The sequence below is a fragment of the Bacterioplanoides sp. genome (assembly GCF_965219715.1).
In the GTDB taxonomy this organism is placed as follows: Bacteria; Pseudomonadota; Gammaproteobacteria; order Pseudomonadales; family Oceanobacteraceae; genus Bacterioplanoides.
The window spans coordinates 667,525-689,609 of the sequence record NZ_OZ244785.1 but is presented as its reverse complement, the minus strand read 5'-3'; the positions used below and the strand labels follow the sequence as shown (position 1 = coordinate 689,609).

The following is a 22,085-nucleotide window of genomic DNA, read 5'->3' as shown; positions in this document are numbered from 1 at the left end:
AGTCTCCACCCGAAACGTAACACGGAGCAGTCAGACGGTGCCGGAAAGCGGCACAGTATAGGGAAGAAGATAAATGGTTAAAACTCTTCCCGAGAATTAATGGAGCAGACACACGAAGTGTACTGCGCAGTGAGATAAACCAGGCAACCTTGCCGGCATCTCGCAATATCAAATTATGGACAGTGTCGGTGCCCAGTATTGTAAGAGGCACCAATGCGGAACTAGATCAGTGACCCAACTGGCGCTGATAACAATGCAAAGCACCCATAAATATTTTGGTAGCGGCCAGAAGTGTTAGCGCTTCGGCAATGCCAGCAGGTACGTTGCCCTTAAAGAGCACAACGTACAGCATGAAAAGAATGCTAATTAACGCGACTCAATCTGAAGAGTTACGCGTAGCCCTTGTTGACGGCCAAAAACTATACGATCTGGACATCGAACCAGGCACTCGTGAGCAGAAAAAAGCCAACATCTACAAAGGCAAAATCACCCGCATCGAACCAAGCCTGGAAGCCGCATTCGTCGATTTTGGCGCAGAGCGCCATGGCTTCTTGCCTCTGAAAGAAATTTCCCGCGAATACTTCGTTAAGGACCCGGGCCCGGGCCGCATTAACATCAAAGATGTTATGCGCGAAGGTCAGGAAGTTATCGTTCAGGTAGACAAAGAAGAGCGAGGTAACAAAGGCGCGGCTCTGACCACTCAGGTGAGCCTGGCGGGTCGCTATCTGGTGCTGATGCCAAACAATGCCCGCGCCGGCGGCATTTCTCGTCGTATCGAAGGCGAAGAGCGCCAGGAATTACGTGAAGCCATGAAGGGCGTCAGTGTACCGGATAAAATGGGCGTTATTGTGCGCACCGCTGGTATTGGCCGCAGCTCCGAAGACCTGCAGTGGGACCTGGATTACCTGGTAAAACTGTGGGATGCGATTCAGAACGAGTCAGAGAATCGTGAGGCACCTTGCCTGCTACTGCAGGAAAGCAACGTCATCATCCGTGCCATTCGTGACTACTTGCGCCAGGACATTGGTGAAGTTCTGATCGATACAGAAAAGGCCTTTGCCGAAGCACTGGGTTTTGTTCAGCAGGTAATGCCTGAATACGAAAACAAGTTTAAGCGTTATGAAGACAGCGTTCCGCTGTTCAACCGCTACCAGATCGAAACTCAGATCGAAAGTGCCTTCCAGCGCGAAGTTAAACTGCCTTCCGGTGGTTCGATTGTTATCGATCCGACGGAAGCACTGGTATCTATCGATATCAACTCTGCTCGCGCCACCAAGGGTTCAGACATTGAAGAAACTGCTCTGAACACCAACCTGGAAGCGGCAGACGAAATTGCTCGCCAACTGCGCCTGCGTGACATGGGTGGCCTGGTAGTTATCGACTTCATCGATATGATGGCCAATAAAAATCAGCGTGAAGTTGAAAATCGTCTGAAACGCGCCCTGGAAATGGATCGTGCTCGTGTGCAGGTTGGCCGCATTTCTCGTTTTGGACTGGTGGAAATGTCTCGCCAGCGCCTGCGCCCTTCCCTGGGTGAAACCAGCGGACACGTATGCCCTCGTTGTAGTGGCACTGGCGTTATTCGCGACATTCAGTCTTCCGGCCTGTCCATCCTGCGCCTGATTGAAGAAGAAGCTGCAAAAGAAAATACTGGCCAGATCCGCGCGATTGTTCCTGTATCCGTTGCCAGTTTCCTGCTGAACGAAAAACGCAACCTGATTGCAGCGATTGAGCAACGCCACAACAGCAAAGTGTTGATTCTTCCAAATCCTCACATGGAAACGCCGCATTACGAAGTATTGCGCCTGCGCCCGGATGACAGCCTGATCGGCGAAGTGAGTTACGAGCACAAAATCGAAGCCGGTGAAGTTGAATACGGTGTTGATCTTGCAACGGTAGAAAACAGCCGCCCTCAGCAGAAGGCTGCCGTAAAAGCTGTTGCTCCGGCTACCCCTGCTCCACAACCTAGCTTCTGGGGCAAAATTGGCGCCGCTCTGGCAACTCTGTTCGACAGCGCTAACGACGAAAAAGATAAAGAGAAAAAGCCAGCCAAAGGCAATAACAGAAACCGTAAAAACGACAACAATCGCTCACGAAACAACAAAAATGAGCGTGGTAATGATCGCAACAACGGTCGCAATAATCGCAATGGCAACCGTAACGATCGCAATGAAGGCCGCGACAACAACGATAACCGCCGCAAAGAGCGCAACCAGAATAAGCGTAACGATTCTGAGCGCAGCGAAAACAACCGCGGTGATTCACGTCGTAAAAACGACTCACGCGATGGTCAGCGCGACAATAATCGAGATAACGGCCAGCGTGACAATGCACGCGATAATAATCAGCGCAATAAAAAGCGCGATAACGATCGCCGAGACGATAAGCGCAAATCTGAAGACACTTCTTCGGAAAACCGCAACGAAGGTCAGAAGGCACCTCGTCGCGACCGTAGCCAGGGCGAAAACCCTCGTCGTCGTCGCGAGCCGCGTGAAAAGTCAAATGAGCCATCCGAGGTTGTAGTAACAGCCGCTGGCGAAACCAAAACAGAGACAGAAGCCAAGGTAGCGAGCCAGGCAACCATTCTTGAATCTGCCGCTCCGGAAGCAAGTGAAGAGCGCAAGCCTCGTCGCGAACGCCGTAGCCGTCGTCGCAATAACCGCAGCGACAAAGACGCAACGACTGAAACAACGGCAACTGAAGCTTCAGAAGTAGCGGCTGAAAAGCCAGCTGAAGCATCATCTCCGGCCAAAGCTGAAAAAGCAGAGGAAAAGGAAGTAAAAGCAGCCGATAAGTCTGCCGAAACTAAATCTTCCTCCGACGAAGCTCAGGAAGAAAAGCCACGCCGCCGCAACACACGTCGTCGTAGTCGTCGTCGCAATGATGCTGAAGGTAATTCAGAGCCAAGCGCCGAAGTAAAAGCGGAAAGCAAAGTCGAAGAAAAAACTGCGCCTGCTGTGAAAGAAACAACAGTTGCAGAAGCTCCTCAGACACCCAAAAAAGAAGCTGAAGAAACTAAGCCGGCTCCTGTAGAGCAACCAGCTAAAGCAGAAGAAAAAACTCCTGAGGCGAAACCTGCCGAAGCAGTGAAATCTGAAAAAGCCGAAAGCGCAACCGATGAGAAAGCCAGTACCCGACGCCGTTCTCGCCGTCGCAATACTGGTCGTGCTGCCAATGACCCTCGCAATCAGGGGCAGGAGGCTGAAGGCTCTGAAGTAAAGGCATCTGCTGAAGTAGAAGCCGAAAGCAAAGAATAACAGCCGTTATTCTTTAAGATAAAAAAGCAGCCTTAGGGCTGCTTTTTTATTGTCGGTGGTTTTACCTGCGGCATTCAGGCGCAAAAAAGCCGGCAGTCTTTCGGCAGCCGGCTTCTTCTGGCGGATGAATTAATCCGCCTGGAGATTCAGGCGATAACGCCCTACTCCCTGGCCATTCAATACTTTAGCCAAGGTATCGGCTAACTTTGAGCGGCCGAGCTCGGTTGTCATCGACTCGAGCTGATCCAGCTGCCATTCAGCAGCGGCTTTATTTAGCACGGCTTGCTTCTCTGCCAGTGGAATCTCAACTGAATCAACACCCAGCAAGCTTACACCCCGCAGAATAAATGGAAAAACAGATGCCTCTACTTTAATGCCTGCGATCATGCCGCAAGTTGTTACTGCACCCTCTGGTTTGATTTGTGGAATTAAACCAGACACCAGATCCCCGCCAACAGTATCGATAGCGGCCTGGTAAACAGGCTTGGCCATGGCTTTACCTTTGGTTGCTAAAATATCATCCCGGGTTAAAAAGCCGTTCGCCCCAAGCGACTTGAGAAACTCTTGCTGTTCAGGCTTACCGGTAACAGCCAGCACCTCGTAACCAAGCTTGGCAAGTATGGCAACCGCAACAGAACCTACACCACCAGTCGCACCGGTTACCACAATCGGCCCTGAGTCTGGGTTGATGCCATTGCGTTCCAGTTTTTGTACGCTCAATGCTGCTGTAAAACCTGCTGTGCCCCACGACATAGCTTGTGCGGCGCTTAAATCAGTCGGGCGTTTAAGTACCCAGGCAGCCGGGACACGAACTTTTTGTGCAAAACCACCGGCGGTATTCATTCCCAGGTCATAACCAAAAACAACGACCGGATCTCCTGCTGAAAAACCTTCTGCCGAACTTTCGACCACGGTTCCCGCAACATCGATACCTGGAGTATGAGGAAACTCTCGGGTCACTCCCTTATTGCCACTGGCGGATAAAGCGTCCTTGTAATTAATCGACGAATACTCAACATCGATCAACACTTCACCTTCAGGTAAATCGGTAACATCCTGCTCTTGCCAGGACGCAACCATCCCCTGCTCTGCTTCTTCTACGCGATACGCCAGAAATGTCATAAAAGCCCCTTCGTGTTGTTCTGATCAGCTTTTGCTTTGCATGCGATTGTTTGCAGCAGTAAGCAGTTTTGTCATCGCAGATTCGACTCCCGCCTGAACTGCAATGCCCAGTTTTTCCTGCAGAGATTTTTTATACTCATAACGCACGGTGTAAACATCGGCGTTGTCACAGGCTGATACCAGATAGTCATCACTGGTGCCGATTTCATCAATTAGACCATTTTCTAATGCCTGCTGGCCGTACCAGATGTCACCTGTGGCCACAGACTCAACATTCAGATCTTTACGGTACTGACCTACATGCTGCTTAAACAGTTCGTGGGTATCTTCCAGGTCGGACTGGAATTTATCCTTGGCCTTTGCAGAGTTGTGACCAAACATGGTGACGGTGCGCTTATATTCTCCCGCTGTGAACATTTCGAAGTCCACGTCGTGCTTTTTCAGCAGACGGTTAAAATTAGGTAACTGAGCGACTACACCAATAGAGCCAATAATAGCGAACGGAGCTGCAACGATTTTGTCCGCCAGGCAGGCCATCATATAGCCACCACTGGCAGCGACTTTATCAACGCAAACAGTCAAAGGAATACCTTTGGCGCGAATGCGCTCCAGCTGAGATGATGCCAGACCATAGCTGTGGACCATGCCGCCACCACTTTCCAGTGTCACCACAATTTCATCATCCTTGGTCGCCATAGTTAAGACGGCTGTAATTTCTTGACGCATTAAGTCAACGTCACTGGCTTTGATATCACCATCAAAATCCAGTACAAAAACACGCTTGCGCTGCTCTTCGTTGTCGTTTTCTTTCTTCTCTTTTGCAGACTTTTTAGCTGCTTTGGCCTTTTCTTTCTCTTCCTTCTTTTTGTCTTTTTCCTGCTGCTTTAATGCTTCTTTATCAAGCAACACTTCTTCCAGCTGTTCTTTATGATCGTCCAGCTCTTCATTCAGCTTCTTCACCACAAGATCACCATCATTGGTGCCTTTTTGTTTGGCGCTCAGAGATATGATGCCGCCAACAACGATTAAAATGGCGACAACAATAGTGATTGCTTTAAGCAGAAAAGCCCCGTATTCAATCAGGAATTCCACAAACACGTCCTTAAAATAAATTGCACAAGCGCGCAAGCATAACCCAAAGCATCAGGCGAACAAACCAATGCGTGAATGGCAGGAAAGATCATACTTTCTGGCGTGAAAAGACAAATTCAAACAATCGTATGAAATTCGATTGACAGCCAGCTCAGCGCACCATAGAGTGACCAGCGTCTGATAACGACAATTTCAAGAACAGGATGCTGAATACGTAACATCTCAGCTGTGCACCTGTTTTACTCAAGCAATAAAAAGGAAACCGTTATGGCATCTGTTGCAGAAATCATTGAAACCATGAACAGCAAGTTCAACGCCGACGCTGCTGCTGGCCTGGACCTGATCTTCCAATTCAACATTGAAGACGGTGACACTCATCACCTGATCGTTAAAGACGGCGCTTGCTCTGTAGCTGCTGGCGAAAACGACGATGCAAACGTTACCCTGATCATGAACACTGATACTTTCGCAGGTATCGCTTCTGGTGAAACTGACGGCATGCAAGCTTTCATGTCTGGTCAGCTGCGCGTTGAAGGTGACATGATGCTGGCTACTAAACTGGGCGAACTGTTCCCGGCTTAATAGTTTAAGCACATAAAAAAAACCGCACTCCTTGTTAAAGCCGTGCGGTTTTTTTATGTCTGAAAATCAGGACTAAACCAACCTTATAGTCGGTTCAATCCATTCAGTGCAGCGACGCGGTACGCTTCGGCCATGGTTGGGTAGTTGAAGGTCGTATTCACAAAATACTTCAGCGTATTACCTTCGCCTTTCTGTTCCATAATCGCCTGACCAATATGTACGATCTCGGCTGCCTGGTCACCGAAGCAATGAATGCCCAGGATTTCCAGTGTTTCGCGATGGAACAGAATCTTCAGCATGCCCACGCCTTCGGCGGTAATCTGCGCCCGTGCAATGTTTTTAAAGAACGCTTGCCCTACTTCATAAGGCACTTTTTCTTCGGTGAGCTGAGCTTCAGTTTTTCCTACTGAGCTGATTTCCGGAATGGTATAAATACCGGTTGGCACCGAGCCAACAAAGCGGAAGTCCGGCTGGGAGGAAATTTTCGCCGCGGCTGCACGACCCTGATCATAGGCTGCAGATGCCAATGCCGGCCAGCCGATCACATCACCAACGGCGTAAATGTTTTCTACGGCTGTGCGGTATTCGCTGTCAATTTCCAGCTGACCGCGGGAATTGGTTTCCAGGCCAATATTCTCAAGCCCCAGATTCTGAGTATTTCCTGAGCGACCTGCCGCCCATAAGAAAGCATCGGCTTTAACCTTTTTGCCAGATGCCATGCGCATGGTGACGTAGCGCTCATTGATCTCAAGGGAATCGAATTGCTCGTTGTGGCGAATCAAGGCACCCTTATCACGCAGGTGATAACTCAGTGCGTCTGAGATCTCATCATCGAGGAAATTTAAAAGCCGGTCACCCGGGTGGATCAAGTCCACCTTGACGCCCAGGCCTGAGAAGATAGATGCGTACTCACAACCAATCACACCAGCGCCATAGATGATAATGGTACGCGGCGTATGCTCCAGCTGCAGAACAGTATCTGAGTCGTAAACGCGCGGATGGGAGAAGTCGATGTTGTTTGGCCGCCACGGACTTGAGCCGGTCGCGATAACCACTTCCTTGGTGTGCAGGCGCGTGTTTGACGCTGCGCCGTTATAAACATCGATGGTATTGGCATCAGCAAAGCGTGCGGTGCCATTGTAGACACTGATGCGGTTGCGGCCATAAAACTCGGTCCGCAGTTTAACCTGCTTAGCGATAACCTTTTCCGCACTTTTCAGAACACGCGGAAATGAGAACCAGCGAGGCTCGCCAATCTCGCGGAACATCGGATTGGTATTAAAGGAAATAATCTGTTTGACCGCGTGACGCAGTGCTTTGGACGGTATTGTACCCAAGTGCGTACAGTTACCACCGACCATATTCTTATCTTCTACGACTGCGACCTTTTTACCATTTTTTGCCGCATTCATCGCTGCGCCTTCCCCTGCAGGGCCGGCACCGATGATGACCACGTCGTATTGATAATCTGTCATGTTGGCAACTCCATCCACTTATTGTTTGTTAGACACCTGTCATTGTAGGCTATTATGTCAAATCCGCAGGATTAGCGTTTAGTCGCATCATAAAAATCCGCATTGTCCGATGCATCTGCAGCCTTCTTGCTTTCTTTTTCGCACTTGTTTTTGTCACCGCCGCATACATCGCAGGCGCTTTCCATTCCAATGGCTGCCATGCCGCCACAAGAACCGGAAATAGGCTTGCGACCCATAAGCACGCCAACGGCCATTAAAATTACAAACGCCAGCATGGCGCCAAACACGATTACTAATGTCGACATTATCGTTACCTGTCTTGTTCTTCAGATTGTGATACCACTTGCGGGAACCACTCTCTGAACTGATTAGAGAAATATTCTTCGAATCCATTCTCTTCGCGGACAATCATATAGGCCGCGAGGCCATTTTGCTCGGCCAACTCCATGCCTGCTTCCGGTCCTGCCACATTCAGAGCAGTTGCCCAGGCATCAGCATAGGCACTGCTTTTATGCACAACTGTAACGGAGGCCAGTTTGTGGGTAATTGGCTTGCCGTTTTTTACATCAATGGTATGAGAATAGCGCACACCATCTTGTTCAAAATAATTGCGATAATCCCCGGATGTCGCCACCGCTCTACTTCCTGGCGAGAAAATAAGCTGAGGAGATCTTTGCTGCATATCACCTGCAGGTCTTTCTATTGCGATGCGCCAGGGAGTGTTTGATGGTTTGTTACCGGACAGGCGCATTTCCCCGCCAATTTCGACCAGATAACTATCAACTCCTTGCGATTCATACAATTCAGCAATCTCATCAACCCCCCAACCCTTAGCAACGGCTGACAGATCGATATATCGATACTCTGAGCGGTGCAAATCCAGCCCTTGTAACGTTAAAGCATCACCACCAATTCGCTTAAGCTGGCGCTCTATCTGCGCCTCAGAAGGTTGACGATCTATACTGGCATCAGGACCAAAGCCCCAGAGGTTCACCAAAGGCCCGACGGTGACATCAAACAGACCGTCAGATGATTGATGGATCGACAAAGAAATCGACAGCACCTCAGCAAGATCCGGAGAAATCGTGAAGCTGGAGTTCTCCGATTGATTAATCAGGGATAGCTCTGAATTGCTGATGTAAGTAGACATCGCAGCATTGATCTCTCGCAAGCGATGATCAACACGATTCTTCAACTCAAAAGATCGATCGCTACTATCGACCCAGCTGATATTGTAAGTCGTGCCCATTGTATTGCCGGAAATTTTGTAAACCTGACGCTTCTCTTTTTCAGGCATGCACCCAGCAACAAATAAAGAAACGGCAATTAACAGCAATACTCGATAAATCATACACCCTCCGAAACCGGGCGATTATAAACTAAGGTGATAACAATGGGCATGTGGTTTTATGCGGCTAACACAACAATGCGTTCTATCTGCTTAATATGAACTATCTCAAACGTGGTATCGGCTTTTTCTTAAGTGCACTTTTTGTACTGGTGCTGGCATTTGTTATCTGGGTGTATGCGTCAACCTATCACCCGAAGGCGGTAGAAAATGCCAGGATAACCTGCACCGGGGCACCGCCTCTTAACGACAATAGAAGTTTCAGAGTATTGACTCTGAATGCTCAATTTTTTGCCGGCAAAAACTACGTCTTTTATTTTGACCTGCCCAACAATAAAGGGCCGCACCTCAGGCCATCAGCCACTGATCTTGCCGCCACAATCAAAGCCAGTGCAACAATGCTGGAGGAGCAAGACGCTGATTTTGTCTTGCTACAGGAAATACATGACGGAGCAGCCGCTACCGATTTTTCCGACCAGGCGGAGCAGTTGCTGGCAGAATTGGAAAAGGATAAATACCCTTGTCGCAGCGAAACGTTCTATTGGCTGGCCGATTTTGTACCCCACCCGAAAATAATGGGTGCTGTTGGCATGAAGCTGGTCACCTTGTCGAAATACAAAATTGTAAATGCTGAACGATTGCGCCTCCCGCAACCCCCAATGGATTGGCTAACATCACAATTCTATTTAAAGCGGGCCATACTCGACACCGAAGTTCAGACATCCAACGGTACGATTTCGATCATTAACACCCATTTTGACGCGTTCGCCCAAGGCAGTAACACAATGGCTCGACAGGTAGGTGCGCTTCAAAAGTTGCTTGTAGAGAAGGATAACCAACGCCTTTCCTGGGTTGTCGGTGGGGATTTAAACTTGCTTTTGCCGCAGCAGCGCGCAACGCTGGATCACTCGCAGCAATACCTTTATGCCGAGGAAACAGATCTAAAGCCACTGTTGAACTGGTCTATCTTTCCATCGCCTAAGCAGGTCAGCGGTAACGTACGAAAATGGGCTACCCATTGGCCGAACAACCCAGCAATTAGAGAGCCTGATCGAAGCATCGATTTTCTGCTGAATAGCGCCCAAATCAAGCCTTCTGCACAACGTGTTCTGAACTACGGTAAATATCTATATTTATCGGACCACTACCCTGTTATTTCTGACTATAAAATCAATAGAGAATGATTCACATATAACCAATTAAGCATCTGCTAAATTAATATTGGGTTGCAAACGATTATCACGTAGAATCTTTTTGATAGACGTGGAGAATATATATGCAAGAAGTTATGTCTGATGAAATGCTGGAATTGATCGCACAGCGTTTCCGCCTGCTGGCAGATCCAATGCGCTTAAAAATATTGCATCAGCTGCAGGAAAGTGAAAAATCAGTCACTGAGTTAGTACAAGCCACCGGCGCATCTCAGCCGAATGTGTCAAAGCACTTATCGACCTTGCGCAGTCATGGCATGGTGAAGCGCCGCCAGGACGGCAATATGGCATTCTTCAGTATCAGCGCGCCGTTTATTTTCGATGTATGCAATACCGTATGCGACAGCATGAAGACCGAATGGGAACAGAAACAGAACTTGCTCGGTAGCCTGAATAGCTAGATCTCTTTATGCGCCAGCCGCTTCAGCAACTGTCCAAACTGAGCGGCCTGGCTCTCCCCGCCCGTTTACCAGCCCTAAACTTTGCCAACTCTTCAATATCTGTTGAAATTGTCCGCGACTGATGCGCACATCATCTACTGCGTGGGCTTGTGGGTGACGTTTAAGAAGTTGATTGGAAACCTTCTTCGAAATAACTGACTCCAGCTGCGACCGGAGGCGGTCCTCACTGGCGCCATTGCGCAACAAGTGCAGCACACCTTGAAGTAATTGATCTAAACGAACAGGAAGAAAGACCTCCTCTCGCGTCAGATTTCCAGCCTCGTATACCTTCGCCGCAATTTGTAAGCTGACAACCTGTTTTGCCCTGGCCAGACGCTGCTTTGCTGACAGGTTGCTGGCGGGGGCGACCGACGTCTGTGATGACGGCTTTGGGTTTGATTCTGCCTTGGGAGCAACTGAAGAAGGTTGTGGTAGCCACCCTCCCTCAAGCTTTTGATTGGCCAGTGTATTCTTAATGTGGGACAACAGTTCATCCCGCAAGTGCCACAAACGGTAGCTGGATTGCTGCGTTACAACTCTGTGAAAGCCGCTTAGACGCCTTTGCTCTTCGGATAGATTCTTTTCTGGCAGGGTGTTTTTTATGAAGGAAACTATTGGCTTACCCAGCGTCTGAGCATGGACAAACTCGCGGTGTAAAAAGCTGATGCCCGTGGGTGCCATGGGGCCATATGAGTCACCCAGCAACAAAACAAAAAGATCAGCTTTCTCTATTTGAGCTCTAACCAGGTTCCAATCGTAGGCGCTGGCTTCCGGGCGGTAAGCAAAGCCAATATTGACCATGTTGTGGCGGGCCAGCATTCGTTCAACTTCGTAACGCTCCAGCTCCATTCCTTCTGCTGTTGAGGCGAGATAAACCAGGTAGTGTTTTTGTTCTGGCATTGTTGTACGAAATCCTTCATCGCAGCGTACCTGCTGCTTTAACTTGTTGCTGTTCGGTTAACTATAACAGCGCTGGCACACTCAGAACAAACCGAAACAGGGCTCAGAATGTAAAACAATTACATTTCAGCGCTGATGAGATAAAATCGGGCTTTAATGTTGGCAAACAGACATCATGACCCGCAAAAAAAAGACGCGCTCTCTGAGCCGCATCCACAAAGTAAAGACAGGCAGCATCTCGAAACTGAAACGAGAAGCCGGTAACGACCGCCAGTCGTCTAAGCGTATCAAAGGCAGAAAGCAGACCTCTGCTTATGAGAAATTCCTGGCCGAGAACCCGGAAGCCAAGAAGCAGGCGGTCAATGAGCAGCAAAAAGCTCAGAAAATCGCTGAAACACCTAAACCAGAAAAAGCGACACCTAAAGAAAAGACGGTCAAAGACCGTGGCTTGCTCGATCAGCTGGAATCGAAAGACTTTAAAGATATTTATTGATGATGCTGTGGAAAGACGCTGGCCTGCAGCTCTCATGCTTCCCTGAAGTTCCTGAGCATGTCGCCAAACCATGGGATTCTGGTGATGAATTTATCTTTCGTACAGCCCCTCTGAGCAAAGCAACACTGGTAATAAACGATCGTCATGGTGCGCTTTCCTGCCTGTTTGAAGATCACTACAACCTGGTAGACAGTGCCTGTGCTATCCGGGCAATTGAGAGAAATCGCTCATTCAACACATCGAATGGACGCTGCCAGATTGTTACTCATGAGGATGCTATTCCAGCCGACATCCAGCAGGCCGTGATTAAAATCCCTAAGAATCTCGAACAGCTTAAATTCTGGCTGTCCATCTGCTCACAACGGTTGATTGAAGGTGGCGAGATCTGGCTGGCTGGGATGGCAAAACATATACCAGTTGCATGGCTGCAGTGGCTAGAAGCCAATAGTGACAGCTATGAGCAATATCGAATAGAAAAGAAAGCCAGGCTGCTGAAATTAACAAATCCGGTGAACTGCAAAACCAAGCCTCAGGGTTACCAATTTCAGGGACTCAGTCTCAGTGCCCTTCCCGGTGTTTTCTCTCGCAATAAGCTCGATATCGGCAGCCAGTCATTACTGCCACACCTAGAAATAATAACAGGTGGTACTGTTGCAGATATTGGCTGTGGTAATGGTTTGTTAAGCCTGGTGATAAAGCGGCAGTGCCCTGACGCTCAGTTGATTGCTTGCGATGACTCAATGGTTGCTGTTCGATCTGCCGCCGATAACGCAGAAGCTAACAATCTCGATATCAGGACGGTGCACAGCAACGCTTTGGATGAAGTCGGAGATGTTTTGGATTGGGTGGTCTGCAACCCTCCTTATCATGACGGCCACAAAGAACTTACCAATATCGCCGCGACGATGTTTAAGCACTCTGCCAGTAAATTAAAAAGTGGCGGTCGCTTACTGGTCGTTGCCAATCGCCACCTTCCTTATGAAAAAATGCTGCGTCGTCTATTTCCCAAAGTAGAAATACGCGGCCGCGATTCGAAATTTAATGTCTATCTATGTCAGAAAGCAGCCAGTTAATTCAACCATCTGAAACTACCGAAATTCTTTTTGAAGAGAAGCGCAGTCGATTTATAACTGAACTGCTTCCGGTTGATAATGAGCAGGCAATAAAGGATCGCATCAGCTCCCTGAAAAAAAGCCACCCAAAAGCAAGCCACGTATGTTCCGCGTTCAGAATTCGCAAAGACTCTGTAATATCAGAGGGTTTTTCCGATGATGGCGAGCCTTCTGGGACAGCCGGCATGCCAATTCTGAAAACCATGCGCCACCACAATCTGGTTAATTGTGCGGTGTTAATTACTCGTTATTTCGGCGGAACTAAGCTTGGTACGGGCGGGTTGCAGCGCGCATATAGCCATGCTGCATCTGAGGCCATATCTTCACTGAATGAGGATTGCTATACCGCCGTCGTCGATATGCAACAACTGGAATTAATTGCCGATTTCAGTGAGGAAGGAATTCTGCGCAGATTGCTTGATGAGCACAACGCAATCAATCTGACGGTTGAATACAAAACAGCAGGCATCACTATTTCCACGGGGGTGCCAAAGGACGAGGCAAAAGAGGTTTCCAGGATTTTTTTGGCGAAGGGATTTAACTGCAAGCTGAAATAAAAACGGCCACTTAGTCGTGGCCGTTTTTATTTTTTAGCTTCCGGAACGTTTTATTTCAACATTCTCTTTAGCCCATACTTGATAACTCACCATATCAGCACGGCTTTGCTGGGTGCGACCCTGCTCTATCAAGGTTTCGCTGGTTTGCATACTCTGCCAATCTTTTTTGTCGACTCCTTCGACCATAACAACAGAATAACCACCTGGCGTGCTTACAACGGCTGATTGACCCTCGGCAATTTCAAACGCTTTTTGCTGCACTGAACGCGGCGCATCTGAAGACTGATTAAAGTTAGTCTCAATCTGAATCCACTGCACATCCGCCGCATCACCATCTTTGATGGCTTCAGCTTTATCTTTGGCAACTTCTTTTGCCTTGGTCGAAGTAAGTTCAGCAACAATACCCGACTTAACAAGATCCAGTGTTTTGAGTTTTGAAGGCTTGTGCTCATTAATTGCAAATACCAACGCGCCGGCGGCTGTTTCAATTACGCCACTGATCTCACGATCCAGAAGGATATTATCCTGGAAAGCTGCGGTGCGAATCTCATTATTTGAAGCAATGCCATCGCCATAATTTCTTGAGAATAACCCGGTAGACTGCTTATCCAGGCTTAGAGCATCTGCAACTTCCTCAACGGAACCCGCTGAGAAAGCAATATTTGACAGCTCTTGCTGTAGCTCAGCAAACTCAACTTCTGCTTTTTCATTGCGAACGTCCGTTGCCAGTTGTTCTTTCATTTCATCCAGAGGTTTAACGTCAGCCGCAGCAACGTCATTCAGTTTGATAATGTGGTAACCGAATTCTGTTTTTACCGGACCTGAAATCTCACCGGTATTGAGGCTGTACAGAGCATTCTCAAACTCTTCCACGAATGCGCCGCGGGTATTCAGGCCAAGTTTGCCGCCCTGTGCTTTCGTGCCGATATCATCAGAGAGCTGTGATGCAAGCTCGGCAAAATCTTCGCCGTTATCCAGACGTTGCTTGATGTCGTTTGCTAATTTCTCAGCGTCTTCTTCGCTAACCTCATCGGAAATTTCGATTAGGATGTGACTGGAGTCGCGCTGCTCAAGTTCTTTCTCTTTGGCAACGTAGTCCTGATATAGCAACTCAATATCTTCATCGCTGACTTCTTGCTTGGCAGCCAGTGCAGAGCGCTCGAGCAGAACATAATCGATGCTTACATTCTCATCGGTCATGAAGCGGCTCTTGTTCTCGCCATAGAAGTTCTGAATTTCTTCGTCAGAAACTTCGATATCCTTTTCCAGAGATGCGCTGTTTAACTCAACAAATTTGAAACTACGCTTTTCATTATCCAAAGCTTCTTCGAGCTGAACAGAAAAAGGAGTTTCGACAGAACTTAAAACAAAAGCTGCACGAGCTTGGTTAACTTTGATGTCACCCGCCAACTCATTTCGGAAGCTAAGTGGCGACCATCCGTTCATGCGTAAAATATTCTGGAACTGTTCTTTGCTGAATTTTCCATCCAGCTGAAACGCAGGCATCGATACGATTTGGGCATCGATGGCCGACGTTGAAGCGTGCAGGCCAAGCTTATCCGCCTGAACAAGCGCTACTTTTTGATTAATTAGTTGCTCCAGTGCAGATTTACGTAAGAAGCCTTCATTGAACAGGTCTTCGTTATACTGATCACCAAATTGATTACGCAGATTATTTTTTTGCTGCTCAACTAATCGAACAATTTCAACTTCATTAATATCGTTACCACCAACGGAAGCTTTCGCCTCTTCTCCGCCACCCAGGGTAACGATGCTTTCAACGCCCCAAAGTGCAAATACAGCGATAATAAAAAATACGATTATCTTAGCGACTATACCCTGAGCATTATCGCGCATCGTTTGTAACATGCTTACTCCCAATTATTTTTTTAGGCTCTTTGTCACAAAAAAAGCGCATCAGTCGATGCGCTTTTAATTTGGCGGACCGGACGGGACTCGAACCCGCGACCCCCGGCGTGACAGGCCGGTATTCTAACCAACTGAACTACCGGTCCGAATTTCTTTAGTTAACCGCGTCTTTCAATGCCTTGCCAGGCTTGAAGCTTGGAACCTTAGCGGCTTTGATTTCAATTGGCTCGCCAGTTTGAGGGTTACGGCCAGTACGGGCTGCACGCTCTTTAACCTGGAAAGTACCAAAACCAACGAGAGCCACCTGATCACCTTCCTTTAGAGCACCACCGATACTATCGATCATGGCGTCTAATGCACGGCCAGCGGCGGCCTTTGGAATGTCGGCGGATGCTGCAATAGCGTCGATCAATTCAGACTTGTTCACACTTAATCCCCTTACTCTGTGCGCAATTGTCAATTCTTGTTATGCGACTGGGTGATCGCTAATCAAAAAATTATTAAGAGCCGTGATTTATACCAACAAGCCCTTATACCGTCAAGCAACCTTAGTGGGTACTTGGCCTTGTTTTTTCTTCTGAAGACTGTGCGGCATCATCTGACGCAGAAATGTCCGCTAATGCGCCATCCGGTTTCTCTTCAAGAGCGAGATCCAGCACTTCATCAATCCAGTCGACTGCAACAACATTCAGGTCTGCTTTAATATTTTCCGGAATGTCGCGCAGGTCTTTTTCATTTTCTTTAGGTATCACCACGGTTTTTATACCACCACGGTGCGCCGCCAGCAGCTTCTCTTTTAAGCCACCAATTGCCAAGACCTTACCGCGAAGCGTGATTTCACCAGTCATAGCGACATCAGCACGCACAGGGATGCCAGTCATTACAGATACCAGTGCAGTAGCCATACCAATGCCCGCACTCGGACCATCCTTTGGAGTTGCACCTTCAGGTACATGAACATGGAGATCATGTTTTTCAAAGTAGTCCTGAGCAATCCCCATACCCGCAGAACGACTACGCACGACGGTCAGGGCCGCTTGAATGGATTCCTGCATTACATCGCCCAGAGAGCCTGTTTTTACGATGCGCCCTTTGCCAGGTGTTGCAGCAGATTCAAGTGTTAGCAGCTCACCGCCAACGGAAGTCCAGGCCAGGCCCGTAACCTGGCCAACTTCGTTTTGAGCGCCTGCCAGGCCGTATCGGAACTTGTGAACACCTAGATATTCCTGCAACAGCTCTTCACTGATGTCACGTGTTTTCTGGTTGGACTCAAGAATATTTGCCTTAACTACACGACGACACAGCTTGGCGATTTCACGCTCAAGCCCCCGCACACCCGCCTCTCGCGTGTAGTGACGGATAATGTCTTTAAGTCGCTCATCACTCAGTGACAATTCATTTTCTTTCAAGCCGTTCTGCTTGATCTGCTTAGGCAGCAAATAACGCTTAGCGATATTTACTTTTTCGTCTTCGGTGTACCCTGGAATACGGATAACTTCCATGCGATCAAGCAATGGTCCAGGCATGTCCATACTATTGGAAGTACAAACAAACATCACATCAGAAAGGTCGTAATCAACTTCCAGGTAATGGTCGGCGAAAGCACTGTTTTGCTCTGGATCTAACACTTCCAGTAGCGCAGAAGCCGGATCACCGCGATGATCCATGCCCATTTTATCGATCTCATCAAACAGGAATAGCGGGTTCTTTACGCCTACCTTCGACATTTTCTGAACAAGCTTGCCCGGCATAGAACCGATATATGTTCTTCTGTGGCCGCGAATTTCCGCTTCGTCACGAACGCCACCTAAGGCCATCCGGATAAATTTACGATTCGTCGCCCTGGCAATGGACTTACCCAGCGAGGTTTTACCAACCCCCGGAGGCCCAACCAGACACAAGACTGCTCCGCGTACTTTTTTAACGCGATTCTGAACTGCGAGATATTCGAGGATGCGCTCCTTCACTTCCTCAAGACCGTAGTGGTCGGCATTGAGGATCTCTTCAGCTTTAGCCAGATCATGGCTGACGCGACTGCGTTTTTTCCACGGCAGATTAACCAACCAGTCGAGGTAGCCCCTTACCACGGAAGCCTCTGCAGACATTGGAGACATCATGCGCAGCTTCTTCATTTCTGAATCGGCTTTTTCACGTGCCTCCTTGGTCATTCCAGATTGCTCGATCTTTTGGTTCAGTTCGTCGAACTCATTGGAGCCATCTTCACTTTCGCCAAGCTCTTTTTGAATGGCTTTCATTTGCTCATTCAAGTAGTACTCGCGCTGACTCTTCTCCATTTGCTTTTTAACACGGCCGCGAATGCGTTTTTCGACCTTAAGCAAATCAATTTCAGATTCCATTAACTCCATCAGATGCTCAACGCGAAGCTTGACGTCGGTCATTTCCAGGACGTTTTGTTTTTCATCTAACTTAAGGGAGATATGGGCAGCAATGGTATCCGCCAGGCGGCTGGCATCTTCAATACCCGAAATGGTAGAAAGGACCTCCCCAGGTACTTTCTTTGAAAGTTGGACATACTGCTCAAAGTTGCCCGTCAGAGAACGAACTAATACTTCATTTTCTCGTTCAGGAAGGTCGACCCCCTGTTCTTCTGTAATTTCTCCGCGGAAGAGCTCTTCCTCATCAATCAAAGATTTCATGATTGCGCGAGACTCCCCTTCAACAAGCACTTTAACCGTGCCGTCAGGAAGCTTTAGTAACTGCAAGATGGTTGCGATAGTGCCAACTGAGTGCATATCTTCAATGCCAGGCTCGTCATCTGATGCGTCGGTCTGGGCAACCAGCATGATGCGCTTGTCTGACGCCATCGCCTCTTCGAGCGCATTGATTGACTTTTCACGACCCACAAACAAAGGAATAACCATTGCCGGGAAAACAACAACATCGCGCAATGGTAGTAATGGCAATATTTCAGTGGACATAGATATCTGACTCTACTTTTATCGATACTTAATTTGATAGTGGGGATTGGCAGCTATAAATACAAGGCTAAAAACAACAAAAGGAGCCGAAGCTCCTTTTGTTGTTTAGCAATTGATCAGTGATTAGTCGTCATCAGGAGAGACTTTGCCCACATCATTGCTTTCATAGATCACCAGTGGCTCAGAATCAGATGTAATCACTGACTCTTCAACGACTACTTTAGCCACATGCTCTTCGGACGGAATGCGATACATGGTTTCAAGCAGTGCACCCTCCATAATAGAACGAAGACCACGAGCGCCGGTTTTACGCTCCATAGCCAACTCTGCAACAGCTTCGAGAGCGGTGTCGCGGAATTCAAGTTCAACCGACTCCATTTCGAACAGCTTTTCGTACTGACGAATAAGAGAGTTCTTAGGCTCGGTCAGAATGCGAACAAGAGCGTCGCGATCAAGCTCATCCAGTGTCGCAACCATTGGCAAACGCCCGATAAATTCAGGAATCAAACCATACTTAACCAGATCGCCCGATTCGATATCACGCAGCACATCGCCGACGGCTTTCTCGTCTTCTTTGCCTTTTACGGTTGCAGAGAAACCAATACTGCTCTTTTCCGAGCGGTCACGGATAATCTGATCAAGACCAGCGAATGCGCCACCACAAATAAACAGGATGTTAGAGGTATCAACCTGCAAGAACTCCTGCTGAGGATGTTTTCTGCCACCCTGCGGAGGAACAGAAGCCACGGTGCCCTCAATCAGTTTTAACAGCGCCTGCTGAACACCTTCACCGGAAACGTCACGGGTTATGGATGGGTTATCTGATTTGCGAGAAATCTTATCAATTTCGTCAATGTAGACTATGCCGCGCTGGGCCTTATCAACATCATAATCACACTTCTGCAGCAGCTTCTGAATGATATTCTCAACGTCTTCACCTACATAGCCAGCTTCAGTCAATGTGGTAGCGTCTGCAATGGTAAATGGAACATTCAATAAGCGAGCAAGTGTTTCTGCCAGTAAAGTCTTACCACTACCGGTTGGTCCGATAAGCAGGATGTTGCTTTTAGAAAGCTCAACTTCACCCTTGCTACCACCAAACTGAAGGCGTTTGTAGTGATTGTATACCGCTACTGCGAGAACAACTTTCGCTTTGTCCTGGCCAATTACATATTCATCGAGAGTCGTTTTGATTTCCTGCGGAGTTGGCAGGCTATCGCTACTGCTCTTACTTTCGGCTTCCTGTACTTCTTCACGAATAATGTCGTTACACAGGTCGACACACTCATCACAGATGAATACCGATGGCCCGGCGATCAGCTTTCTGACTTCATGCTGACTTTTGCCGCAAAAAGAGCAATACAGCAACTTGCCATTATCATCGCCCTTGCCTTTTGTATCGTCGGTCATTCGACTGCCTCGTTCTCTAAATCTACTTTCAAAAAGATGTATCTTTTTGCTTTATATTTCAAGCCAACAAAGTATTCCTTTGTTAGCCGCGCTTCTCAAGCACCTTGTCAATCAGGCCATATTCCATTGCAGTCTGAGCATCCATAAAGTTGTCACGCTCTGTATCCGCTGCAATTGTCTCGTAACTCTGACCAGTATGAGACGCTAAAATTCGATTGAGTTGCTCTTTGGTATTCTGAATATTCTGCGCCTGAATCTGAATGTCAGTCGCCTGGCCCTGAGCACCACCACTAGGCTGGTGAATCATAACGCGAGAATTAGGAACGCTAAAGCGCTTGCCAGGTGCGCCAGCAGCCAACAGGAATGCCCCCATACTGCAAGCTTGGCCAATAACCATAGTGCTCACATCTGGCTTGATGAACTGCATAGTGTCATAGATAGACATGCCAGCAGTTACTGAACCGCCCGGGGAATTAATGTACAGATGAATATCTTTGTCGGGATTCTCAGATTCCAGGAACAGTAATTGAGCGACAACCAGATTGGCCATGTGATCTTCTACTGGTCCGACAAGAAAAATTACCCGCTCCTTCAGGAGTCGAGAATAGATGTCATAAGAACGCTCTCCGCGAGCGGACTGCTCTACCACCATAGGAACCAGGCCGCTGGCCTGGATAATTTCTGACTGCTGCTTAATGGAGTCAATCATTCGACTCTGCACTCCCTGATCTGTGAGTATTCTTTTTTAACAAAAACAGCCGCATCCAATGGATAACGGCTGTCTAGAAGTTTAGCCATTGATTGGCTAAATGTCAGTTATTACAGACAACTTATTGAGCTGGCTGGTTCGCTGCACGAATAATTTCTTCGTAAGTTGTCTCAGTTTGGCTAACTTTTGCACTCGCCAGAACTTTTTCAACTACCTGCTCTTCCAGAGCCATTGCCTCAACCTGAGAGCGCTGCTCTGGGTTGCTGCTGTAGTATTCGCGCACCTGATCCGGATCCTGATAAGTTGCTGCCACTTCTTCAATCAGCTCTTCAACCTTCTCATCAGAAGGAGTCAGCTCATTGGCCTCAATGGCAGCGTTCATCAGCAGGCCGATTACTACGCGCTTTTCAGCCTGTTCTTTGAACAGTTCTGCCGGAAGCATGCTTGCATCCATACCCTGGCCACCACCAAACTGCTGAACAGCTTGCTGGCGCAGGCGATCGATCTCCTGATCAACCAGTGAAGAAGGTACTTCAACTTCATTGGCTTCTACCAGACCGGTCACAACCTGCTGCTTGGTTAAGGTGCGAATGGCGCGGGCCAGTTCGCGATCCATATTCTTGCGGATCTCTGCGCGAAACTCAGTCTCATCAGAGGTCTCAACGCCAAACGCTTTATAGAACTCTTCATTCAGCTCAGGCAGCTCAGGCTTTTTAACTTCATTAACCTTAACTTTGAACTGAGCAGGCTTACCTTTCAGCTCTTCTTTGTGGTAGTCCTCTGGGAAAGCAACTTCCAGTGTTTTTTCATCGCCGGCTTTTGAGCCCTCAAGACCAGACTCGAAACCAGGAATCATAGAGTTGGAACCCAGTGTCAGGCCATAACCTTCGGCAGAGCCGCCTTCAAATGCTTCGCCATCGATGAAGCCTTCGAAATCAATATTGACCTGATCGCCATCAGCAGCAGCTTCTTCAGAAGCATTCCACTGTGCTTGCTGCTTACGCAGGGTCTCAACCATAGTTTCCAGATCTGCATCTTTTACTTCAGCAGACTGTTGCTCCACTTCAATAGAAGCGAAGTCAGCCAGATTAACTTCTGGGTACACTTCGAAGGTCGCTTTGAATTCCAGGTCTTTGCCTTCTTCATCAACAACCAGTTCAAACTTAGGCATGCCAGCCAGCTTGATCTCTTTTTCCTGAACAGCCTTAAAGAAAGACTGCTGCATTTGCTGGTAAACCGCCTCTGCGCGAGCTTGCTTACCGAATTTCTGCTTAGCAACTTTAGGAGGCAGAGGCTTGCCTTTACGGAAACCCGGACCCGGGTTGTTTTTTTGGCTTTGTGAAATGCGCTTCAATTCATTTACTACTTGCGCTTCAACCTCAGCAGCCGGAACACCAGCGGTCATTACTTGTTCCAGACCTGTGGTGGTCTCAATGGACACTTGCATAGATGCCTCTCAATCAACAATTTACAAACGATGCCACAAAACAATTGAGCATCAACAAATTCAGAAGGTCGCGGATTATAGCGCAACGCCTACAAGGAAGAAAACAGAAGATTAGTCACGAA

General features: G+C 48.1%; 19 protein-coding genes and 1 tRNA gene. 7 read left to right on the top strand and 13 right to left on the bottom strand.

Annotation, left to right across the window (positions count from 1 at the left end; genetic code table 11):
- Nucleotides 1–350: 350 nt before the first annotated feature.
- Nucleotides 351–3,257, top strand: coding sequence for a ribonuclease E (gene rne, locus ACOQOZ_RS03665; protein ID WP_420590927.1), 2,907 nt, complete (start codon nt 351–353; stop codon nt 3,255–3,257).
- A gap of 129 nt (nt 3,258–3,386) precedes the next feature.
- Here rne and ACOQOZ_RS03660 read toward each other — a convergent pair whose 3' ends face one another.
- Entirely contained in the window at nt 3,387–4,379 is a 993-nt protein-coding gene (locus ACOQOZ_RS03660) for a YhdH/YhfP family quinone oxidoreductase (protein ID WP_420590926.1), read from the bottom strand.
- Between the two features lie 24 nt (nt 4,380–4,403).
- Nucleotides 4,404–5,471: a protease SohB gene (gene sohB, locus ACOQOZ_RS03655; RefSeq protein WP_420590925.1), complete on the bottom strand. Its 1,068-nt coding sequence runs from the start codon at nt 5,469–5,471 to the stop codon at nt 4,404–4,406.
- Nucleotides 5,472–5,738: 267 nt separating this feature from the next.
- Between sohB and ACOQOZ_RS03650 the strand changes: the two genes are divergently transcribed.
- Nucleotides 5,739–6,053 (top strand): SCP2 sterol-binding domain-containing protein, encoded by a 315-nt coding sequence (locus tag ACOQOZ_RS03650; protein ID WP_420590924.1) that lies wholly within the window; start codon nt 5,739–5,741, stop codon nt 6,051–6,053.
- An 83-nt stretch (nt 6,054–6,136) separates the two neighbouring features.
- Here the strand turns inward: ACOQOZ_RS03650 and sthA are convergent, their stop codons facing one another.
- The 3 genes from sthA to ACOQOZ_RS03635 form a co-directional block, all read right to left on the bottom strand.
- Nucleotides 6,137–7,528, bottom strand: coding sequence for a Si-specific NAD(P)(+) transhydrogenase (gene sthA / locus ACOQOZ_RS03645; RefSeq protein ID WP_420590923.1), 1,392 nt, complete (start codon nt 7,526–7,528; stop codon nt 6,137–6,139).
- A 71-nt stretch (nt 7,529–7,599) separates the two neighbouring features.
- A complete protein-coding gene (gene nqrM / locus ACOQOZ_RS03640) occupies nt 7,600–7,833 on the bottom strand; it encodes a (Na+)-NQR maturation NqrM (protein ID WP_420590922.1) in 234 nt (77 codons plus the stop codon).
- A gap of 5 nt (nt 7,834–7,838) precedes the next feature.
- Nucleotides 7,839–8,879: an FAD:protein FMN transferase gene (locus ACOQOZ_RS03635; RefSeq protein WP_420590921.1), complete on the bottom strand. Its 1,041-nt coding sequence runs from the start codon at nt 8,877–8,879 to the stop codon at nt 7,839–7,841.
- 95 nt (nt 8,880–8,974) lie between these two features.
- On the opposite strand from ACOQOZ_RS03635, the gene ACOQOZ_RS03630 reads away from it, so the two are divergent.
- Together ACOQOZ_RS03630 and ACOQOZ_RS03625 are read left to right on the top strand one after the other, a co-directional pair.
- Complete coding sequence (locus ACOQOZ_RS03630; protein ID WP_420590920.1) at nt 8,975–10,060, top strand: endonuclease/exonuclease/phosphatase family protein; 1,086 nt, start codon at nt 8,975–8,977, stop codon at nt 10,058–10,060.
- Nucleotides 10,061–10,152: 92 nt separating this feature from the next.
- Nucleotides 10,153–10,488 (top strand): ArsR/SmtB family transcription factor, encoded by a 336-nt coding sequence (locus ACOQOZ_RS03625; protein ID WP_420590919.1) that lies wholly within the window; start codon nt 10,153–10,155, stop codon nt 10,486–10,488.
- Nucleotides 10,489–10,494: 6 nt separating this feature from the next.
- On the opposite strand, the gene ACOQOZ_RS03620 is transcribed toward ACOQOZ_RS03625, so the two are convergent.
- Complete coding sequence (locus ACOQOZ_RS03620; protein WP_420590918.1) at nt 10,495–11,427, bottom strand: DUF4062 domain-containing protein; 933 nt, start codon at nt 11,425–11,427, stop codon at nt 10,495–10,497.
- 175 nt (nt 11,428–11,602) lie between these two features.
- Here ACOQOZ_RS03620 and ACOQOZ_RS03615 point away from each other — a divergent pair, with 175 nt between their 5' ends.
- Genes ACOQOZ_RS03615 through ACOQOZ_RS03605 form a run of 3 tightly spaced genes read left to right on the top strand, consistent with a single transcriptional unit; the run spans nt 11,603 to nt 13,589 of the window.
- Nucleotides 11,603–11,920: a hypothetical protein gene (locus tag ACOQOZ_RS03615; RefSeq protein WP_420590917.1), complete on the top strand. Its 318-nt coding sequence runs from the start codon at nt 11,603–11,605 to the stop codon at nt 11,918–11,920.
- The gene (locus ACOQOZ_RS03610; RefSeq protein WP_420590916.1) at nt 11,920–12,993 is read left to right on the top strand and encodes a class I SAM-dependent methyltransferase; all 1,074 of its coding nucleotides are present in this window, start codon (nt 11,920–11,922) and stop codon (nt 12,991–12,993) included. Before ACOQOZ_RS03615 ends, ACOQOZ_RS03610 begins: the two co-directional genes overlap by 1 nt.
- On the top strand, nt 12,972–13,589 hold the full coding sequence (locus ACOQOZ_RS03605) for an IMPACT family protein (RefSeq protein WP_420590915.1): 618 nt from the start codon (nt 12,972–12,974) through the stop codon (nt 13,587–13,589). Before ACOQOZ_RS03610 ends, ACOQOZ_RS03605 begins: the two co-directional genes overlap by 22 nt.
- Nucleotides 13,590–13,622: 33 nt before the next feature.
- Here ACOQOZ_RS03605 and ACOQOZ_RS03600 read toward each other — a convergent pair whose 3' ends face one another.
- The 7 genes from ACOQOZ_RS03600 to tig all read right to left on the bottom strand — a co-directional run bounded on the left by ACOQOZ_RS03600 (nt 13,623) and on the right by tig (nt 21,963).
- Entirely contained in the window at nt 13,623–15,458 is a 1,836-nt protein-coding gene (locus ACOQOZ_RS03600; protein ID WP_420590914.1) for a SurA N-terminal domain-containing protein, read from the bottom strand.
- Nucleotides 15,459–15,527: 69 nt separating this feature from the next.
- A tRNA-Asp gene (locus ACOQOZ_RS03595) sits at nt 15,528–15,604 on the bottom strand.
- Between the two features lie 8 nt (nt 15,605–15,612).
- The gene (locus ACOQOZ_RS03590; RefSeq protein WP_420592392.1) at nt 15,613–15,912 is read right to left on the bottom strand and encodes an HU family DNA-binding protein; all 300 of its coding nucleotides are present in this window, start codon (nt 15,910–15,912) and stop codon (nt 15,613–15,615) included.
- A 94-nt stretch (nt 15,913–16,006) separates the two neighbouring features.
- Entirely contained in the window at nt 16,007–18,397 is a 2,391-nt protein-coding gene (gene lon / locus ACOQOZ_RS03585; protein WP_420590913.1) for an endopeptidase La, read from the bottom strand.
- Nucleotides 18,398–18,520: 123 nt separating this feature from the next.
- Nucleotides 18,521–19,807: an ATP-dependent Clp protease ATP-binding subunit ClpX gene (gene clpX, locus ACOQOZ_RS03580; protein WP_420590912.1), complete on the bottom strand. Its 1,287-nt coding sequence runs from the start codon at nt 19,805–19,807 to the stop codon at nt 18,521–18,523.
- 82 nt (nt 19,808–19,889) lie between these two features.
- Nucleotides 19,890–20,516 (bottom strand): ATP-dependent Clp endopeptidase proteolytic subunit ClpP, encoded by a 627-nt coding sequence (clpP, locus tag ACOQOZ_RS03575; protein ID WP_420590911.1) that lies wholly within the window; start codon nt 20,514–20,516, stop codon nt 19,890–19,892.
- A 121-nt stretch (nt 20,517–20,637) separates the two neighbouring features.
- The gene (gene tig / locus ACOQOZ_RS03570) at nt 20,638–21,963 is read right to left on the bottom strand and encodes a trigger factor (protein WP_420590910.1); all 1,326 of its coding nucleotides are present in this window, start codon (nt 21,961–21,963) and stop codon (nt 20,638–20,640) included.
- Between the last annotated feature and the right edge of the window lie 122 nt (nt 21,964–22,085).

Bases quoted from the DNA above. Each gene is read 5' to 3' on its own strand.
- rne (WP_420590927.1), top strand. From the start codon at position 351: ATGAAAAGAATGCTAATTAACGCGACTCAATCTGAAGAGTTACGCGTA.
- ACOQOZ_RS03660 (WP_420590926.1), bottom strand. From the start codon at position 4,379: ATGACATTTCTGGCGTATCGCGTAGAAGAAGCAGAGCAGGGGATGGTT.
- ACOQOZ_RS03650 (WP_420590924.1), top strand. From the start codon at position 5,739: ATGGCATCTGTTGCAGAAATCATTGAAACCATGAACAGCAAGTTCAAC.
- sthA (WP_420590923.1), bottom strand. From the start codon at position 7,528: ATGACAGATTATCAATACGACGTGGTCATCATCGGTGCCGGCCCTGCA.
- nqrM (WP_420590922.1), bottom strand. From the start codon at position 7,833: ATGTCGACATTAGTAATCGTGTTTGGCGCCATGCTGGCGTTTGTAATT.
- ACOQOZ_RS03635 (WP_420590921.1), bottom strand. From the start codon at position 8,879: ATGATTTATCGAGTATTGCTGTTAATTGCCGTTTCTTTATTTGTTGCT.
- ACOQOZ_RS03630 (WP_420590920.1), top strand. From the start codon at position 8,975: ATGAACTATCTCAAACGTGGTATCGGCTTTTTCTTAAGTGCACTTTTT.
- ACOQOZ_RS03625 (WP_420590919.1), top strand. From the start codon at position 10,153: ATGCAAGAAGTTATGTCTGATGAAATGCTGGAATTGATCGCACAGCGT.
- ACOQOZ_RS03620 (WP_420590918.1), bottom strand. From the start codon at position 11,427: ATGCCAGAACAAAAACACTACCTGGTTTATCTCGCCTCAACAGCAGAA.
- ACOQOZ_RS03615 (WP_420590917.1), top strand. From the start codon at position 11,603: ATGACCCGCAAAAAAAAGACGCGCTCTCTGAGCCGCATCCACAAAGTA.
- ACOQOZ_RS03610 (WP_420590916.1), top strand. From the start codon at position 11,920: ATGATGCTGTGGAAAGACGCTGGCCTGCAGCTCTCATGCTTCCCTGAA.
- ACOQOZ_RS03605 (WP_420590915.1), top strand. From the start codon at position 12,972: ATGTCAGAAAGCAGCCAGTTAATTCAACCATCTGAAACTACCGAAATT.
- ACOQOZ_RS03600 (WP_420590914.1), bottom strand. From the start codon at position 15,458: ATGTTACAAACGATGCGCGATAATGCTCAGGGTATAGTCGCTAAGATA.
- lon (WP_420590913.1), bottom strand. From the start codon at position 18,397: ATGTCCACTGAAATATTGCCATTACTACCATTGCGCGATGTTGTTGTT.
- clpX (WP_420590912.1), bottom strand. From the start codon at position 19,807: ATGACCGACGATACAAAAGGCAAGGGCGATGATAATGGCAAGTTGCTG.
- clpP (WP_420590911.1), bottom strand. From the start codon at position 20,516: ATGATTGACTCCATTAAGCAGCAGTCAGAAATTATCCAGGCCAGCGGC.
- tig (WP_420590910.1), bottom strand. From the start codon at position 21,963: ATGCAAGTGTCCATTGAGACCACCACAGGTCTGGAACAAGTAATGACC.